The 17,001-nt window shown below is 69.3% G+C and carries 15 protein-coding genes; 13 read left to right on the top strand and 2 right to left on the bottom strand.

Annotated elements, in window-relative coordinates; translation table 11 throughout:
* Nucleotides 1-398: 398 nt before the first annotated feature.
* From ABZV44_RS03940 to ABZV44_RS03920, 5 genes are read left to right on the top strand one after another with little or no spacing between them, the layout of a single operon-like run.
* On the top strand, nucleotides 399-1,997 hold the full coding sequence (locus tag ABZV44_RS03940) for an ABC transporter substrate-binding protein (RefSeq protein ID WP_354831694.1): 1,599 nt from the start codon (nucleotides 399-401) through the stop codon (nucleotides 1,995-1,997).
* Nucleotides 1,998-2,003: 6 nt separating this feature from the next.
* Nucleotides 2,004-2,930 (top strand): ABC transporter permease, encoded by a 927-nt coding sequence (locus ABZV44_RS03935; protein WP_354831564.1) that lies wholly within the window; start codon nucleotides 2,004-2,006, stop codon nucleotides 2,928-2,930.
* Entirely contained in the window at nucleotides 2,923-3,900 is a 978-nt protein-coding gene (locus ABZV44_RS03930; RefSeq protein WP_354831562.1) for an ABC transporter permease, read from the top strand. The genes ABZV44_RS03935 and ABZV44_RS03930 overlap by 8 nt, the downstream gene beginning before the upstream one ends.
* Before the next feature lie 5 nt (nucleotides 3,901-3,905).
* A complete protein-coding gene (locus tag ABZV44_RS03925; RefSeq protein ID WP_354831559.1) occupies nucleotides 3,906-5,594 on the top strand; it encodes an ABC transporter ATP-binding protein in 1,689 nt (562 codons plus the stop codon).
* Nucleotides 5,595-5,645: 51 nt separating this feature from the next.
* Nucleotides 5,646-6,392, top strand: coding sequence for an oxidoreductase (locus tag ABZV44_RS03920; RefSeq protein WP_354831556.1), 747 nt, complete (start codon nucleotides 5,646-5,648; stop codon nucleotides 6,390-6,392).
* A gap of 465 nt (nucleotides 6,393-6,857) precedes the next feature.
* Here ABZV44_RS03920 and ABZV44_RS03915 read toward each other — a convergent pair whose 3' ends face one another.
* Nucleotides 6,858-7,667 carry an HAD-IB family hydrolase gene (locus ABZV44_RS03915; protein ID WP_354831692.1) on the bottom strand — a complete coding sequence of 270 codons (810 nt, stop codon included), beginning with the start codon at nucleotides 7,665-7,667 and terminating at the stop codon, nucleotides 6,858-6,860.
* A gap of 382 nt (nucleotides 7,668-8,049) precedes the next feature.
* Between ABZV44_RS03915 and ssd the strand changes: the two genes are divergently transcribed.
* From ssd to ABZV44_RS03880, 7 genes are all read left to right on the top strand, one after another.
* Entirely contained in the window at nucleotides 8,050-9,498 is a 1,449-nt protein-coding gene (gene ssd, locus ABZV44_RS03910; RefSeq protein WP_354831554.1) for a septum site-determining protein Ssd, read from the top strand.
* Entirely contained in the window at nucleotides 9,495-10,691 is a 1,197-nt protein-coding gene (locus ABZV44_RS03905; RefSeq protein ID WP_354831551.1) for a TadA family conjugal transfer-associated ATPase, read from the top strand. The genes ssd and ABZV44_RS03905 overlap by 4 nt, the downstream gene beginning before the upstream one ends.
* 234 nt (nucleotides 10,692-10,925) lie before the next feature.
* Nucleotides 10,926-11,738, top strand: coding sequence for a type II secretion system F family protein (locus ABZV44_RS03900; RefSeq protein ID WP_354831549.1), 813 nt, complete (start codon nucleotides 10,926-10,928; stop codon nucleotides 11,736-11,738).
* Entirely contained in the window at nucleotides 11,735-12,334 is a 600-nt protein-coding gene (locus ABZV44_RS03895) for a type II secretion system F family protein (protein ID WP_354831546.1), read from the top strand. The genes ABZV44_RS03900 and ABZV44_RS03895 overlap by 4 nt, the downstream gene beginning before the upstream one ends.
* A 93-nt stretch (nucleotides 12,335-12,427) precedes the next feature.
* Nucleotides 12,428-12,622 (top strand): DUF4244 domain-containing protein, encoded by a 195-nt coding sequence (locus tag ABZV44_RS03890; RefSeq protein ID WP_354831689.1) that lies wholly within the window; start codon nucleotides 12,428-12,430, stop codon nucleotides 12,620-12,622.
* Between the two features lie 35 nt (nucleotides 12,623-12,657).
* Entirely contained in the window at nucleotides 12,658-12,972 is a 315-nt protein-coding gene (locus ABZV44_RS03885; RefSeq protein ID WP_354831687.1) for a TadE family type IV pilus minor pilin, read from the top strand.
* Complete coding sequence (locus tag ABZV44_RS03880; RefSeq protein WP_354831544.1) at nucleotides 12,969-13,346, top strand: Rv3654c family TadE-like protein; 378 nt, start codon at nucleotides 12,969-12,971, stop codon at nucleotides 13,344-13,346. The genes ABZV44_RS03885 and ABZV44_RS03880 overlap by 4 nt, the downstream gene beginning before the upstream one ends.
* Before the next feature lie 353 nt (nucleotides 13,347-13,699).
* Here the strand turns inward: ABZV44_RS03880 and ABZV44_RS03875 are convergent, their stop codons facing one another.
* Nucleotides 13,700-16,078, bottom strand: a complete 2,379-nt coding sequence (locus tag ABZV44_RS03875; RefSeq protein ID WP_354831542.1) for a DEAD/DEAH box helicase — start codon at nucleotides 16,076-16,078, stop codon at nucleotides 13,700-13,702.
* Nucleotides 16,079-16,531: 453 nt separating this feature from the next.
* On the opposite strand from ABZV44_RS03875, the gene ABZV44_RS03870 reads away from it, so the two are divergent.
* Complete coding sequence (locus tag ABZV44_RS03870; protein WP_011206895.1) at nucleotides 16,532-16,738, top strand: cold-shock protein; 207 nt, start codon at nucleotides 16,532-16,534, stop codon at nucleotides 16,736-16,738.
* The last annotated feature ends 263 nt before the right edge of the window (nucleotides 16,739-17,001 follow it).

Raw genomic sequence — 17,001 nt, 5'->3', positions numbered from 1 at the left:
GGCGGCGGCCGCGAACTCAGCGCTGGGCGGATAGGCATCCAGGTGGTCGGCGGTGGTTTCGGTCATCTCGTCTCTTCTTCTCTCGCATGCAGGCCGCGTGGGGGTGACGGCGGCCACGTTCGACCCTAACCGACTGTGACCTGCGTCGTGTTTCGCCGTCTCGATCGGTGGGCGGTCGTGACGAGGCTCCCATCGGCGGCATGACCGAACCGTGAACGCGAGGTCCCCGCTGCTGTGCACTGTGTCACGTAGGGTCTCGCATTCGGATGCCCCATGTTGCCGGATTGCTAACAAGCCGGACATTCCCGTTTCGATCCGCTGACAACATCGACCGCGATCGTTAATGTCCGATTCACCCGAGGCCGACCGTTTCCTGGGATGGGAGAAACGCGTTGCGAATCAAGACGATCACCGCGCTCGCCGTGGCGGCACTGGCCACAAGCCTCAGCCTGACCGCATGCTCCTCCGGTGAGGACAACAATTCCGACTACGTCACCGTGAACGGCGCCGAACCACAGAATCCGTTGGTGCCCACCAATACCAACGAGAACATGGGCGGCCGCGTGGTCGACCGGCTGTGGGCGGGGCTGAAGTACTACGACGCCAACGGCACTCCGCACGACGAGATGGCGCAGTCCATCGTCACGCCGGACCGCCAGCACTACACCATCACCATCAAGCCGGACTGGACGTTCACCGACGGCACCGCGGTGACCTCGAAATCCTTTGTGGACGCGTGGAATTACGGCGCCCTGGGCACCAACGCGCAACTGCAGAACTGGGTCTTCACCCCCATCGTCGGCTACGGCGACGTCGCGGCGAATCCGCCCAAGGCGCAGACCATGTCGGGCCTGAAGGTGGTCGACGACCACACCTTCACCGTCGACCTCGAACAGCCGTCCATCGACTTCGAGCTGGAACTCGGCTTCGCGCCGTTCTATCCGCTGCCCGCCGTGGCCTACAAGGACATGAAGGCCTTCGGCGAGAACCCGATCGGCAACGGCCCCTACAAGTTCGCCGGTGCCGGTGCCTGGCAGCACAATGTGCAGATCGACGTGGTGCCCAATCCGGACTACAAGGGCGGGCGGCCCGCCAGGAACAAGGGCCTGCGCTTCAAGATGTACGCGAACATGGACACCGCGTACGCCGACCTGCTCCAGGGCAATCTGGACGGCCTGGACGTGATCCCGGATACCGCGCTGGCCACCTACGAGAAGGACCTGGGCGACCGGGCCATCCACAAGCCCATCGCCTACAGCCAGCACATCGGCATCCAGCCCAATGTCGCCCACTTCGCCGGACCAGAGGGAGTGTTGCGGCGCAAGGCGATTTCGATGGCCATCAACCGGGAACAGATCGCCGCCAACATCTTCCACAACACCCGCGTCCCCTGCCAGGACTTCACCGCCTTCACCCTGCCCGGTTTCCGCGCCGGCCTGCCGGGTTCCGAAGTGCTCAAGTTCAATCCGGACGAGGCCAAGAAGCTGTGGGCGCAGGCCAACGCCATCTCGCCGTGGTCGGGCACCTTCCAGATCGCCTACAACTCCGACGGCGGTCATCAGGCCTGGATCGAGGCCACCGCGAACAGCATCAAGAACACCCTCGGCATCGACGCGGTCGGCGCGCCCTACCCGACGTTCAAGAACATTCGCGACGAGATCGTGCACGAGAACGTGGGCAAGGCGTTCCGCTACGGCTGGCAGGGCGACTACCCGTCCATGTTCGAATACCTGACCGCGCTGTTCCTGAGCACCTCGGAAACCAATGACGTGCACTACAAGAGCCCGGAATTCGACCGGTTGCTCAACAGCGCCCTCGCCGCCGCCACACCCGAACAGGCGTATGACGGCATCGCGCAGGCGCAGACCGTGCTGTTCCGGGACATGGCCGATATCCCGATCTTCGACTACAACGTCGCGGCCGGGCGCTCGGACAAGGTGAAGCAGGCGCCCGTCTCCTGGTCGGGGCTGTTCGACTTCGAGAACATCGAGAAGTAGCCCGGCATGGTGTGGTACGTCGTGCGGCGGCTGCTCCAGATGATCCCGGTCTTCTTCGGGGCGACGCTGCTCATCTACGCGATGGTCTTCCTGATCCCCGGCGACCCCATCCAGGCGCTCGCCGGGGACCGGCAGATGACCCCGGCGGTGGAGGCGTCCCTGCGCGCTCGCTACCACCTGGATCAGCCGTTCTTCATCCAATACCTGGAGTACCTGAAAGGCATTGTCACGCTGGACTTCGGGACGTCCTTCTCGGGGCGGCCGGTGCGCGAGGAACTCGCCCGCGCGTTCCCGATCACCTTCCGGCTCTCCGTCATGGCGGTCTGCATCGAGGCGGTCTTCGGCGTGACGTTCGGGCTGATCGCGGGTCTGCGCAAGGGCAAGCTCTTCGACTCCACCATGCTGGTGCTCAGCCTGGTGATCATCGCGGTGCCGATCTTCGTGGTGGGCTTCCTCGCGCAGTTCCTGCTCGGCGTGAAGTGGGGCATCGCGCCGGTGACCGTCGGGGCGAAGGCGAGCTTCACGGATCTGCTGGTACCGGCGTTCGTGCTCGCGTCGCTGTCGTTCGCCTACGTGTTGCGGCTGACTCGGAACGCGGTGGCGGAGAACATGACCGCCGACTTCGTGCGCACCGCTACCGCCAAGGGACTGAGCCGCAGGCGGGTGATCGTGGTGCACATCCTGCGCAACTCGATGATCCCGGTTGTCACCTTCCTCGGCACCGATCTGGGCTTCCTGCTCGGCGGCGCGGTGGTCACCGAGGGCATCTTCAATATCCCGGGCGTCGGCGGCACGCTCTACCAGGCCATTACGCGCGGGGAACCGCCCACGGTGGTCGCCTTCGTGACGGTGCTGATCGTGATCCTGTTGCTGTCCAACCTGATCGTCGACCTGCTCTACGCCGCCCTCGACCCGAGGATCCGCTATGCCTGAACCCGAGGCCCGCGACAGCCGGCAACCCGCGGTCCGCGAAATGCGCCGTGGCCAGGAGCATTTCGTGGCGCCACCGGACGAGGTCCAGGTCCTGGCCACCGACACCCTGGACGAGACCGCCGCCCCCACCAGCGTGTGGCGGGACGCCTGGCGGCAGCTACGGCGCAATCCCATATTCCTCGCGGCGGCGGTGCTGATCGTGCTGGTGGTGCTGGTCGCCGTGTGGCCGCAGCTGTTCACCGGCCAGGATCCGCGTTACTGCAACGGCGATTTCAGCATGCAGAAGCCGTCCGGGGCACACTGGTTCGGTTTCGACAAGCAGGGCTGCGACATCTACACCCGCACCATCTACGGCGCCCGCGCCTCGGTGGTGACCGGTGTCGGCGCGACGCTGATGTACGTGCTCATCGGCGGCACCCTGGGTGCGATCGCCGGATACTACGGCGGGCTGCTGGATTCGGTGGTATCGCGCATCTCGGAGGTGTTCTACGCGCTGCCGCTGATGCTGGCCTCCATCGTGCTCATGCAGCTGCTCGCCTCGCGCACGGTGTGGACGGTCATGCTCACGCTGGCCTCGTTCAGCTGGCCGCAGGCCGCGCGCATCGTGCGCGGCGCGGTGATCGAGTCGAAGAACAGCGAGTACGTCACGGCGGCAAAGGCCCTGGGCGTCTCGCGATTCCGGACGCTGGTGCGGCACGTGCTGCCCAACTCGGCCGGGCCGCTCATCGTGGTGAGCACCATCGCGCTGGGCGTCTTCATCGTCACGGAGGCGACGCTGTCGTATCTGGGCGTCGGGCTCACCCGGCAGACCGTGTCGTGGGGATCGGATATCGCCGTGGACCAGAAGGAGATTCGCACCTCGGCCATCCTGTTCTACCCGGCCACCGCGCTCGCGCTGACCGTGCTCAGCTTCATCATGCTCGGCGACGCCGTGCGCGACGCCTTCGACCCCAAGGCCCGCAAGAGGTGAGCGCCATGACCGAACCACTGCTCGAGGTCCGCGATCTGAACGTGGCCTTCACCGCCGACCGGCGCGAGATCCCGGCGGTGCGCGGGGTGAGCCTGACCGTGTATCCGGGGCAGACGGTCGCCATCGTCGGCGAATCCGGATCCGGCAAATCGACCACCGCGCACGCCATCATCGACCTGCTGCCCGGCACCGGCCGGATCACCTCCGGCTCGGTGCTCTTCGACGGCAAGGACCTGTCGAAGGCCACCGGCCGCGAGATCGTCGGAGTGCGCGGGCGAGGTATCGGGTTCGTGCCGCAGGACCCCATGTCCAACCTGAACCCGGTGTGGAAGGTCGGATTCCAGATCCGGGAAACCCTGGAGGCCAACGGCGTTGCCAAGGGCCGGGCCGCCCGGCAGCGGGCCGTCGAACTGCTCGCCGAGGCCGGCATGCCCGATGCCGAACGCCGCGTCAACCAGTACCCCCACGAATTCTCCGGCGGCATGCGCCAGCGCGCACTCATCGCCATCGGCCTGTCCTGCCGGCCGAAACTGCTCATCGCCGACGAACCCACCTCGGCGCTCGACGTCACCGTGCAGCGCCAGATCCTCGACCACCTCGACGGCCTGACCACCGAACTCGGCACCGCGGTCCTGCTCATCACCCACGACCTGGGCCTGGCCGCCGAACGGGCCGAACACCTGGTCGTCATGTACCGCGGCCGCGTGGTGGAATCCGGTCCGGCCCTGCAGATCCTGCGCGAACCCCAGCACCTGTACACCAAGAAGCTGGTGAACTCCGCGCCCTCGCTGGCCTCGCAGCGGCTGTCCTCGGTGCGCAAGCGGGCCGAGGTGCGGGAGCAAGCCGTGCAGGTCGCCGGGCAGCTGGCCGAGACCGACGCCGAATTCGCCAGTGCCCCCGACGATCTGCTCGTCGCGGACCACCTGACGCGGGTGTTCCGCATTCGCGGCAACGCGCCGTGGCGATCCTCCGAACTCGTTGCGGTGGACGATGTCTCGTTCACCCTGCGGCGCGGCACCACCACCGCGATCGTCGGCGAATCCGGTTCGGGCAAATCCACGGTGGCACAGATGGTGCTGGGCCTGTTGCCGCCCACCGCCGGTCGCGTCACCTTCGACGGTCGCGAGGTGGCGACCCTGGATGCCAAGGCGGCCTTCGCTTTCCGCCGCCGCGTGCAACCCGTGTTCCAGGACCCGTACGGGTCCCTCGACCCGATGTACTCCATCTACCGGACCATCGAGGAGCCGCTGCGCACCCATCGCCTCGGCACGCCGGCCGAGCGCGAGGCCACCGTGCGCGATCTGCTCGACAAGGTTTCGCTCCCGGCCTCGGTCATGCGCCGCTACCCCAACGAGCTCTCCGGCGGCCAGCGCCAGCGCGTGGCCATCGCCCGGGCCCTGGCGCTCTCCCCGGAGCTGGTGGTCTGCGACGAGGCCGTCTCGGCCCTCGACGTGCTGGTGCAGGCCCAGATCCTGCAGCTGCTCAACGAGCTACAGGCCGATCTCGGCCTCACCTACCTGTTCATCACCCACGACCTGGCCGTGGTCCGCCAGATCGCGGACGACGTGCTGGTCATGCAGCAGGGCAGGGTGGTCGAGGCCGCATCCACCACCGAGGTGTTCGAGAATCCGCAGTCCGAATACACCCGCCGCCTCCTCGACGCCATCCCCGGGCGCGACCTGCTCGCGGGATGACCGACCGGGTGTCGGCGGGCAATCCGATACCCGGCAGTAGCCTCGTACCTCGTGACCGACCCGCTGCAGCCCCTCGTCGACCTGCCCGGCGTGCGCGATGCCGCCGACAAGGCCCGTGACGCCCTCGCCGAGGTGCATCGCCACCGGGCGAACCGCCGCGGCTGGCCCACCACCGCCGCCGAGGCCGCCGTCCGCGCGGCCCGCTCCTCCGCCGCCATCGACGGCGGCACCATCGACCTCCCCGCCGACGGCCGCGTCGACGACCCGATCCTGGCCGGCTCGCTGCGCGTCGGCCAGGCCCTCGACGCCGAGGCCCTCACCAACCTGGTCGGCGTCTGGCAGCGCGCCCCGCTCCAGGCTCTCGCCCGCCTGCACCTGCTCGCCGCCGCCGACATGGTCGACGACGAAGAGCAGCTGGGCCGCCCCCGCAATGTTCCCGGCGTCGCCGAACGCCTGGACCTACTGGTCCAGACCATTACCGGTACGAAGGCCCCCGCCCCGGTGATCGCGGCAGTCGTTCACGGCGAACTGCTCTCCCTGCGGCCCTTCGGCACCGCCGACGGCATCGTCGCCCGGGCCGCCTCCCGCTTGGTCGCCGTGTCCAGTGGCCTGGACCCGCACAGCCTCGGCGTCCCCGAAGTCTTCTGGCTCCGCCGCCGCCAGGCCTACCTCGACGCCGCGGCCGCCTTCGGCATGGGAACCGCGGAAGGCGTCGGCGGCTGGGTGATCTTCACCTGTGGCGCCCTGGAAGACGGCGCCCGCGAGGCCCGCTCGATTGCGGATGCCGCCTCGGGGTAAGCCCCCTGATCGCGAAACTGCCTGTACGCCAAGGGGTTCCGGGGTCCATACACGTCAAAGCGGGCGGCGTTGTCGCGAATTGCGACCTCACCGCCCGCTAGCACGGACTACCCGGTTACCAAGCGTGCTTTTCTGGTTGTGTTTTCTTCGGCCTCGGCGAGCTCTCCAGGATCCAGCGGTTCATCCCCGCATTGATTGCGGGGCCCTTGCCGTCGATATCCTGGATAACGCAGGCCCACAACTACTGTTGCCCTTGTCGCGGCGTGCTCCGCGTGGGTGCCTGGTGTCCGTGCTGGGAAGGGTGGGATGGGAGGTCGAATCTTCTCTTCCGATCCGATCTTGGCCTTCCGTCCTTCCGTGCCTCCATTGTTACCCCGTGACCGCCATCACATCAAGACCTGCGGAAACTTTCAAAAACTCGGCGTGTCCCGCCATTTTTCATCCGGGCGATTCTGGCGGTCGGCGTCAGCGGCGGCGCCGCAGCAGCCGGTAGGTGAGCGCTCCGGCCGCCAGCGCGCTGAGCCCGACCGCGGCGGTCGCGGCCACCGTGGTGGTGGTCGGAGCCGGGATCCGCGCCCACAGCGACACCGGATTGGAGAAGGCGAGAATCGGCCAGCCACGGGTGGTGGCCTCGCGCCGCAGGCCCCGATCCGGATTCACCGCCGTGGGGTGGCCCACCACCTCGAGCATGGGCAGATCGGTGACCGAGTCGGAGTAGGCGTAACAGCGCGACAGGTCGTAATCGTATTGTGCCGCAAGCTTTTCGATGGCCTCGACCTTGCCCGGGCCGTAGCAGTAGAACTCGACTTCGCCCGCGTACCTTCCGTTTTTGATGACCATGCGGGTGGCGGCGAAGTGGTCCGCCCCGAGCGCCGCGGCGATCGGGGCCACCATCTCCTCGCCGGAGGCCGAGACGATCACCACGTCGTGGCCTCGGATCCGGTGGTCCGCAATGAGATCCGCGGCCTCGGCGTAGATCAGCGGGTCCACGATGTCGTGCAGGGTCTCGGCGACGATCGAGCGCACCTGGTCCACGTCCCAGCCCGCGCACATCTTGGTCAGATGCTCGCGCATGCGCTCCATCTGATCGTGATCGGCGCCGGACAGCAGGAACAGGAAGTGGGCGTAGCTGCTCTCCAGCACGGCCCGCCGGCTGAGCAGTCCCTGGTCCAGGAACGGCTTGCTGAACACGAAGGCGCTCGACCTGGCGATCACCGTCTTGTCGAGATCGAAGAAGGCGGCGACTCGTCCGCGTTCGGCTGTCACGTCGTCCAGGATATGGTTCTGCGTCGCGCCATTTCATTCGCCTCCGCCGCAGGCGTGGCGAGGGTCACCGCGAGACCCGGTTCATCCGGGTTAGCCAGGGGGAAGCCGAGCCGTCGGGGCGGCAAAAAGACTCGCCGGGCGGACTTGCAATCCGGTCGGGGCTTGGGTGTAGTATCGCAGATACCTGGACATGGTCCAGGCGCGTTCAGCCCGACCCCCCGGGGCTGAACCCGACGGCCCCAGCCTCCTCCCCCCCCGGCTGGGGCCGTCCTCTATTTACGGACAGTTCCGGATCCGTTCCCGCTCCCAGAGTTCTGCACAGGCCGCGTGTTATCCACACTCGCCGTGGAGGCGCTTTCGCCGCTGCTCCGATCGGGCGACGCTGACCTGCATGAACTCCGATGCCGCCACCCCACCGGCCCTGTCGCTGGTCGCCGATCCCCGCCTGCGTGACGAGATTCGCCGCATCGCCGCCGCGGCCGACCGCCCGCTCGACGAGCGCGTGCCGCCGCCGGGCCGCCACGCCTGGACCAATGCGTCCGTGATCATCGTCGATACCGCTGCCGCACATAGCTGTGCGTCCGCCGCCCACCCCCGCCGCCCGGGGATTCTCCTGGTGACCGACGGCGAGCCGGGTTTGCTCGATTGGCAGGCCGCCACCGCGGCCGGTGCCGAACAGGTGCTGCCCCTGCCCGCCGCAGCCGACGCCCTGATCGCCGCCTTCGCCGCCCATGACCGCCGGCGCCCCGGCGACGGCGCGGTCCTCGCGGTGGCCGGCGCGGGCGCGGGATCCGGCGCCTCCGTGCTGGCCGCCGCCGTAGCCCTCACGGCCGCAGGCCGTTTCCGCGACCGCACCCTGCTGGTCGACTGCGCTCCCTACGGTGGCGGCCTCGACCTCCTCCTCGGCCTGGAGCGAGCGCCTGGGCTGCGCTGGCCCGACCTCACCATCGAACACGGCCGCGTTTCCGCCCCCGCTCTGCACGAGGCGCTGCCCGCCACCGCGGGGTTGGCCGTGCTCTCTTGCGGAAGGGGTGCTCCCGCAACCGAACTCGGCGCGCTCTCGCCGAGCGCGGACCCGATTGCCTCTGGGCGCAGCTCCGTCGGCGGTGCCGCCTCCCACGCGCAGCCCGTACCGATGCTTCATCCCGGCCCGCCTGGTTCGGACGGAACGTCCTCGCTCGCAACGGACCTCGACAGGCCTTCGTCTTGCGTGATCGACCGCGGCGTCGCTGTCTTCGGTCCACAGGAGCTCTCCGGTGCGACCGGTGACCATGCGGCCGAGTTGAGCCGTACCGACGGATCGGTGGCGGCGGCACTCGCGCCCGCCGCGGTGCGAGCCGTCCTCGAGGGCGGCCGGGCGGCCGGTGATCTCGTGGTCGCGGACCTGTCCAGCGACCACGGACCGCACACCGACCAGGTTCTCGATGTGGCCGATCTGGTGGTGCTGGTGACCCAGGCACGCCTGCGCTCGATCGCCGCGGCCGAATCCGCCGCGACCTACCTGACCGCGCGAAATCCGAATGTGCGCTTGATCGTCCGGGGCCCCGCGCCCGGTGGCCTCGCCCCGTCCGAAATTGCCGAGGCGCTCGCTCTGCCGCTGCTCACCGCGGTCCCGTCGCAGCCGGGCCTGACCGAGCGCCTGGAACGCGGGGGCCTGACCGTCCGGCGGCGCGGTCCGCTTCGCACCGCCGCCGAAACCGCTTTGACCGCACTGTTTTCCGAGAGTCCCCGCTACGGCCGTCCTCCCGGCGGCCCGGGTCCCTCGTGGTGGCGCATCGCCCGCGCGCACGGTTCGACCTGCGGTTCTCCGCTGCCGGCACCTGCGGGAGCCCGGAAATGAGTGAGCTGGTGACGACCGAACTGCTGGAGCGGGTGCGGGAGCGGCTGGCGGAAGGGACGGCGGATCCGGATCCGGCGCGGGTGGCGGCGGCCATTCGCGCCGAGGCGGGCGGGGTGCTCGCGGACACGGATCTGTTGCGGGCCTTGCGATTGCTGCAGACCGAGATGACCGGCGCGGGCGTGCTGGAGCCGCTGCTGCACGACCCCGAGGTGGCCGATGTGCTGGTCACCGGGCCGGATTCGGTGTGGGTCGATCGGGGTCGGGGCCTGCGGCGTACCGCGGTGCGGTTTCCGGACGAGGCGGCGGTGCGGCGGCTGGCGCAGCGATTGGCCCTGGCGGCCGGGCGGCGGCTGGATGATGCGCAGCCGTGGGTGGACGGCCGGCTGGCGGGAACCGAAGCGGCATCGGGGGATTCCTTCGGAGTGCGGTTGCACGCGGTGCTGTCGCCGATCGCGCATGGCGGCACCTGCCTGTCGCTGCGCGTGCTGCGCCCCGCCACCCAGGGTCTGGACGCGCTGGCCGCGGCCGGTGCGGTGCCACCGGACGCGAAGCTCCTGCTGGAGCACATCATTCGTGCCCGGCTCGCCTTCCTGGTGGTCGGTGGCACCGGCGCGGGGAAGACCACACTGCTGTCGGGCCTGCTGGCCAAGGTGGCCCCCGCCGAGCGGATCGTCTGCGTCGAGGACGCGGCCGAGCTCGCACCACCGCATCCGCATGTGGTCCGCCTGGTCGCCCGCCCCGCCAATGTCGAGGGCGCGGGCCAGATCACCGTGCGCGATCTGGTGCGCCAGGCGCTCCGTATGCGCCCGGATCGCATTGTGGTGGGTGAGGTTCGGGGCGCCGAGGTCGTCGATCTGCTGACCGCGCTCAATACCGGCCACGACGGTGGGGCGGGGACCGTGCACGCCAACTCGCCCGGCGAGGTCCCGGCCCGGCTGGAGGCGCTCGCGGCCCTGGGCGGTATGCCCGCGCCCGCCCTGCACAGCCAGCTGGCCGCCGCGATCCAAGTGATCCTGCACGTCCACCGCCGGCCCGACGGCCGTCGCGCGCTCCGCGAAATCGGCGTGGTCACCCCGGTCGACGGCCGGGTGCGGATCGCACCCGCATGGACCGCGGACACCCGTCCGACCCCGGGCGCTGTGCTCCTCAGGAAACTCCTCGACGAAAGGACTCCAGATGATCCCCGCGAGTGAAGACTGCCCGGGCTCGTGCGGTTGTCCTCGGCCCCGGTCGAATTCGCCGTTCCGCGGTTCGACTCCGCCCTCCAACGCCGACTCGGATAGCTTGTGCTGCGCTACGTTCGGGATACGTGGCTCGCGGTTCGCGGGATTGCGGTTGGCGCGGCGCGATGGCGGTTGCCAGCCGAGTATCGCCGATTCGATTGGCGCCGAGGATGATCCGGGCTCGAAGCAGTCCGGGAGCGACTGATGGGATCCGGCTTCGGCCCGCACGCGCTCGCCTCGGTCTGCCTCGCGCTGGCGCTGCTCGTGGTGCCTCCGCCGATCGCTCGGCGGCGCATGTCTCGGCTGTTCAAGCTTCGCGAGTGCGGGCGAAAGGCCGGGCGCGGCTGGATGATTCGCATTGCGCCGTTGTCGGCGGTGCCCCTGATGCTCCTCATCGGCCCCGGGCCGGTGGTGGCCGCGGCACTGCTGGCGACCACCGTCCTGATTCGATGCCGCCGCACGAGGCGAGAACGGCAGCGGGGCATCGAGATCACGCAGTTGCTCGAGGGGCTGGAGGCGGTGATCGGGGAGCTGCGGATCGGCGCACATCCGAGCGCCGCGGCCCAGGTGGCGGCCCGTGAGACCGCGGGCGACGTGGCACGGGCCTTCGCGGTCAGCGCGGCGCGGAGCCGGTTGGGCGGGTCCGGCGCGGAGGGCCTGCGGCGTCCCGGCTCGGTGGTGGCGCGGGAATTGTGCCGAGTGGCCGGGGCCTGGCGGGTGGCCGAGCGGCACGGGCTCGCCCTGGCCGAGCTGCTGGCCGCCGCACGTTCGGATCTGCTGGGCCGCAAGCGCTTCCGCGACCGCACGTCCGCGGCGCTGGCCGGGGCCCGGGCGACCGCGGTGGTGCTGGCCCTGCTGCCCCTGCTCGGCCTCGGCCTGGGCGAGCTGATGGGTGCGTCCCCGTTGCGTGTGCTGTTGCTGTCCTCGGCGGGCACGTTGCTGCTGCCTCTGGGGTCCGCCCTGACCTGCGCCGGTCTGCTGTGGGCCGATGCCATCACCGGCAAGGTGCTGCGATGACTCCGTCCGTGGCCGCGGTGCTGGCGGCTATCGCGGTGCTCATGATGCCGGGCCGGACCGGTGCGGTCCGGCGGCTGCGCCGACTGCGGGACCCGGTGCGCGGTAATCCATTGCCGCAACCGGAGTTCCGGGCCGAGCCGGATCCGCTCGGGGTCGCCTCCGCCCTCGATCTGCTGGCGGCGTGCCTGCGCGCCGGGCTGCCCACCGCCGCCGCTGCCGCGGCCGTCGCGGCCGAGGCTCCCGATCCACTGGCCTCGGTGCTGCGCCGGGTTGCCGACCTACTGGCGCTGGGCGCGGATCCGGCCGCCGCGTGGGAGCAGGCCACGGCCGGCTCCGCCGAGGAGATGGTGACAGCACTGGCGCGGCTGGCCCGCCGCTCGGCGCGCTCGGGAACCGGATTGGCCACGGCCGTGGCCGAATTGGCGGAGCGCCGCCGGGGCGAGCTCGAGGATGTGGCCGCGGCCCGGGCCGAGCGGGCCGGGGTGCTGATGGGCGGCCCGCTCGGTCTCTGCTTCCTGCCCGCCTTCCTGTGCCTGGGAATCGTCCCGGTGGTGATCGGCCTGGCGGGCCGGGTGCTGGAAGGCGGTCTGCTGTGACCGTCGGCGGCCGCGAGGTTCACGACTGTGCCGGTGCGGATCGGCCGTGCCGGAGCGAGGGAAGGAGCGACCATGGGAACGACCGTCCGAAACCTGCTCTGGAAACTGCGGACCCGGCTGCTGCACGCCGTGACCGCGGACCACGGGATGAGCACCGCCGAATACGCGATCGGGACGATCGCGGCCGCCGCCTTCGGGGCGGTGCTGTACACCGTCGTGACCGGCGACAGCATTGTGAGCGCCCTGACCAACATCATCGACAAGGCGCTGAAGACTCCCGTCAAGTGACGTATGCCACACCACCTCATCATGCCGAGGCGGGCATGGCGACCGTGGAGGCGGCCATAGCGCTGGCCGCCCTCGTCGCGGTCCTGGTCCTGGGCGTCGGCGCCCTGCTGGCGGTGTCGGCGCAGGTGCGTTGTGTCGATGCCGCCCGCGAGGCGGCCCGTCTCGCCGCTCGCGGTGACACCGACGTCGGCGTCGCCACCGCCCGCCGGGTCGCACCGACCGGTGCCCGGGTCGTCGTCCGTACCGAGGGCGATCTGGTCGTGGCCGAGGTGCGTGTCCGCGCCACCCTTGTTCCGGTCACCCTGCACGCGGCGGCGGTGGCGGCGCGGGAACCCGAGGCATTCCGATGAAGCGCACGACCATGGATCGGGCCGGGAGCGAGGCGGGTGGCGCGACCGTCACCGCATGCCTGGCCCTGGTCGGCCTGCTGGCGGTCGCGGTCCTGATTGCCCAGGTCGGAGTGGCGGTGGCGGCCCGGCACCGGGTGCAGGCCGCAGCCGATCTGAGTGCGCTGGCCGCCGCCGGTGCCCTGGATGGCGGCGTCTCCGTCGCGTGCGGCCGGGCTGCGGCCATCGCGGGCCGGATGGGCGTGCGACCGGCCGGATGCGTGGTGCTGGGCTGGGACGTGACGGTGACGGTTGCCGGGCGGGTATCGCTGGGCCCACTGGGGGAGCGGGACGTGCGCGCGGTCGCGCGGGCGGGCCCGGCGGACGAGCCGAGGTAGCGAGGCAATATCTCGTACCGAGCGGTTGGTTAAAAATGTGATGGCGCGGGCCACATCAGTGGTCGATCAATGTCGAAATTCGATGAATGCGAGAGGCGAATAGATTGGGTATCGATTGCTTTCCAATTCGTTCCCGGAGACTCATTCGAATGAATGCACAGGTAAATCCGGGAGCGGCATTATCGAACAGAGCAATCCCTCAGTTAACAGGATAGCATCCCTTTTTAATCGACTTGGGTGTCCGGCGTGTCGCGGCCACCCCTCAGCATCCGGATTTCGCCCGATATCAGCCAGCTGACAAGGCCGACCGGTTGGTCGTGTGGCGCTCCGGTCTCGCGGCGGAGACGGCCGTGTCACGGTTCGGGAGAGCGGTCGTCATCTTCCCCGAGTTCGGCCAGCACGGCCCGCAGTAGCCGGGCCGCACCGGCCTTGTCCAGCGGGTTGTTGCCGTTGCCGCACTTGGGTGACTGCACGCAGGACGGGCACCCGTGCACGCACGCGCAGGACTCGATGGCGCCCAGCGTGGCCGTCAGCCAGTGCCGCAACCGGACGAAACCGCGCTCGGCGAAGCCCGCCCCGCCGGGATGCCCGTCGTAGACGAAGACCGTGGGCAGCCCGGTGCCGGCGTGTTCGGCGGTAGACACGCCGCCGATATCCCACCGATCGCAGGTCGCCACCAGCGGCAGCATGCCGATCGCGGCGTGTTCGGCCGCGTGCAGCGCGCCTGCGGCGTGCCGGGCGTCGATCCCGGCCCGGGCCAGCAGATCCGGCGTGACCGTGTAGTACACGGCCCGGGTGGGCAGCGTCTGCGCCGACAGGTCCAGCGGCACCAGGTCCAGCACCTCGCCGCTGGGCAGCCGGCGCAGGTACGCGACCACCTGGCGGGTCACCAGCACCTGCGCCAAAGCCGTTGTGACCGAGCCGTATCGGCGCTCCTCGGTCACCGCCTCGATCTCCAGCGAGGTGACCACCCGCGCACTGGTGCTCCACCCCGGCGTGTCGGCGTGCACCAGCGCGACGCCCTCCTCGAGGTCCAGCTCGTCGACCACATAGCTCTCGCCCTGATGCAGATGCACCGCGCCCGGATGCAGGGTGGCCGGAGCACGCCCGGCGTCGGTGGTGCCCAGCATGCGGCCCGACTCGCCGTCCACCACCGCCACCGCCGTGCCGATGCCGCCGCGCACGTCCACCGCGTCGTGCGGATGCGCGTCGGCGGTCACGAACCAGCGCGCCGACCCGTCCCGCGCCACCCCCGCACGCCGCCGGATCAAACCCTGTTCGGCCAGGTCGGACAGCAGTTCCCAGGCCTGGAAGGCATGCACTTCCGCGTCGCTGAGCGGCTGTTCCATGGCCGCGCACAGCAGATGCGGCCCGAGCACGTACGGGTTGTGCGGGTCGGTGATGGTGGCTTCCAGGGGCCGCCCGAGCAGCGCCTGCGGGTGGTGCACGAGGTAGGTGTCCAGCGGGTCGTCCCGCGCGATGAGCAGCACCAGCGACCCCTGGGTGCGCCGCCCGGCGCGCCCGGCCTGCTGCCAGAACGAGGCGACCGTCCCCGGATATCCCGCCACCACGACGGCATCCAGCCCGGCGATGTCCACGCCCAGTTCCAGGGCATTCGTGGTGGCCGCACCCAGCAGCGAGCCGTCCGAGAGCGCCGCCTCCAGCGCCCGCCGGTCCTCGGCCAGGTACCCGGCCCGATAGGCTGCGACACGCCCGGGGAGCTCGGCATCCACCTCCGCCAGCAGCCGTCGCGTGTCCATGGCGACCAGTTCGGCGCTGCGCCGCGACCGCACGAAGGTCAGCGTGCGCGCCCCCTCGACCACCAGATCCGCCATCACGGTGGCGGCCTCGGCCCCGGCCGAACGTCGCACAGCCGCACCGTTTTCCCCGGTCACGCCGCTGCCGAGCAGCGGCGGTTCCCACAGCGCCACGGTCCGCGCGCCCTGCGGCGACCCGTCGTCGGTGACCGCGACACACGGTGCGCCGATCAGCTTTTCGGCGGTGGCCGCCGGATCGGCCGTGGTCGCCGAGCACAGCACGAAAACCGGATCCGCTCCGTAGCGCTCGGCGAGCCGCCGTAACCGGCGCAGCACCAGCGCCACGTGCGAGCCGAAAACCCCGCGATAGATGTGACATTCGTCGACCACGATGTATGTGAGCTGACGCAACAATCGTGCCCACCGCTGATGAGACCGCAGCATTCCGACGTGCAGCATGTCCGGATTGGTGAACACCCATCGCGCGTGCGCCCGCACCCACTGCCGGATTTCCGCCGGCGTATCGCCGTCATACGGCGCGGGATGAATGGTCCGCAGCGGATCTTCGCTGGTCAGCTCGTTGACCATGCGCAGCTGATCGGCCCCCAGCGCTTTGGTCGGCGACAGATAGAGCGCCGTGGCCCGCGGATCCTGTTGCAGCGCGGTCAAAACCGGCAGCTGATACGCCAGCGATTTCCCGGACGCCGTCCCGGTCGACACCACCACGTGCCGCCCCGCCGCGGCCAGTTCCGCGGCCCGGCTCTGGTGGCTCCACGGCTCTGCGACTCCGGCCGCCTGAACTGCGGCGATGACATCCGGAGATGTCCATTCGGGCCATTTCGTGATCTGCGCCGTGCGCGGCGGTAGCTCGCTGACATGGGTGAGTCGGGGGTCACCCGAAAGCGGGCTGTCAAGGACACGATTCAGCAACGATCTCCCGTAGCTGATGTCGCTGTTGTCTCCGGATCGACGCATTGGATCCCCGCCATTCATCGAAGCGTCACCGCGACACGCCCAACGGGTGCGAAACGTGTGTGCGCCCGCCGCCTCACCTGCCATTTCACTGCAGAGTAGCGACCTGCCTCACACCCCGTTTGCCAGATGCTCGCTCTGTTATCCGGAAGCAAACCAACTTCAAGTACGGATTTGGGCATTATGCCCCTCACCTGCGCATTCGCAAGATCAACTTTTTTGCAAATTGTGGGTAACTCCGCTGTTGAATTCCGGGAAGACATGGTTCACTGGTTCCTGGTCGCAAGCTTCTGTGTTCGAGGGAACGGATCGAAAGTCCAAACCATCAGCAGGATCGATGTTGCGAACGGTGTACTAGGTGCTTTCCTGCAGGGGGAACAGAGTACAGCGGTCTCAACGGACCCGGTGGATGAACCCAGTTGTCCGCCGTTCCGGTATGGAAAGAGAAGGAACAGAATGGCACAGGGAACTGTGAAGTGGTTCAACGCGGAGAAGGGGTTCGGCTTCATCGCGCCCGAGGACGGCTCAGCTGACGTCTTCGTCCACTACTCCGAGATCCAGGGGTCGGGCTTCCGCACCCTCGAGGAGAACCAGAAGGTCGAGTTCGAGGTTGGTCAAGGCACCAAGGGCCCGCAGGCCACCGGTGTTCGCGCGCTCTCCTGAGCGAGCCAACCCCTCAGGTTCCGTCCCCCATCGCCCCCGGCGGTGGGGGACGACCCATATCTGGACCCATTACACTCGATCACGATCAGGGGCTACATCGTCGCCGTGCACCAGCCACGGCCTTCGAACACGGTATAAACGTTGCTGGCAGCGATATCGGACATCGCAGCCGTTTGCCCCAGCCGCGTAGAGCGCGTACACCAGCGCCGACGCGGATCGAGATGAAAGGTGTGTTCGCCGGTGGCAACACGAGACCGCGGTGC

The sequence above is a fragment of the Nocardia sp. NPDC004860 genome, assembly GCF_040609015.1.
GTDB lineage: Bacteria > Actinomycetota > Actinomycetes > Mycobacteriales > Mycobacteriaceae > Nocardia.
This window is presented reverse-complemented; position numbering and strand designations above follow the sequence as displayed.

What these genes read in the sequence shown, in the direction of transcription:
- ABZV44_RS03935 (WP_354831564.1), top strand. Translation starts at nt 2,004, where the DNA reads ATGGTGTGGTACGTCGTGCGGCGGCTGCTCCAGATGATCCCGGTCTTC.
- ABZV44_RS03930 (WP_354831562.1), top strand. Translation starts at nt 2,923, where the DNA reads ATGCCTGAACCCGAGGCCCGCGACAGCCGGCAACCCGCGGTCCGCGAA.
- ABZV44_RS03925 (WP_354831559.1), top strand. Translation starts at nt 3,906, where the DNA reads ATGACCGAACCACTGCTCGAGGTCCGCGATCTGAACGTGGCCTTCACC.
- ssd (WP_354831554.1), top strand. Translation starts at nt 8,050, where the DNA reads ATGAACTCCGATGCCGCCACCCCACCGGCCCTGTCGCTGGTCGCCGAT.
- ABZV44_RS03905 (WP_354831551.1), top strand. Translation starts at nt 9,495, where the DNA reads ATGAGTGAGCTGGTGACGACCGAACTGCTGGAGCGGGTGCGGGAGCGG.
- ABZV44_RS03900 (WP_354831549.1), top strand. Translation starts at nt 10,926, where the DNA reads ATGGGATCCGGCTTCGGCCCGCACGCGCTCGCCTCGGTCTGCCTCGCG.
- ABZV44_RS03895 (WP_354831546.1), top strand. Translation starts at nt 11,735, where the DNA reads ATGACTCCGTCCGTGGCCGCGGTGCTGGCGGCTATCGCGGTGCTCATG.
- ABZV44_RS03885 (WP_354831687.1), top strand. Translation starts at nt 12,658, where the DNA reads ATGGCGACCGTGGAGGCGGCCATAGCGCTGGCCGCCCTCGTCGCGGTC.
- ABZV44_RS03880 (WP_354831544.1), top strand. Translation starts at nt 12,969, where the DNA reads ATGAAGCGCACGACCATGGATCGGGCCGGGAGCGAGGCGGGTGGCGCG.
- ABZV44_RS03875 (WP_354831542.1), bottom strand. Translation starts at nt 16,078, where the DNA reads ATGCGTCGATCCGGAGACAACAGCGACATCAGCTACGGGAGATCGTTG.
- ABZV44_RS03870 (WP_011206895.1), top strand. Translation starts at nt 16,532, where the DNA reads ATGGCACAGGGAACTGTGAAGTGGTTCAACGCGGAGAAGGGGTTCGGC.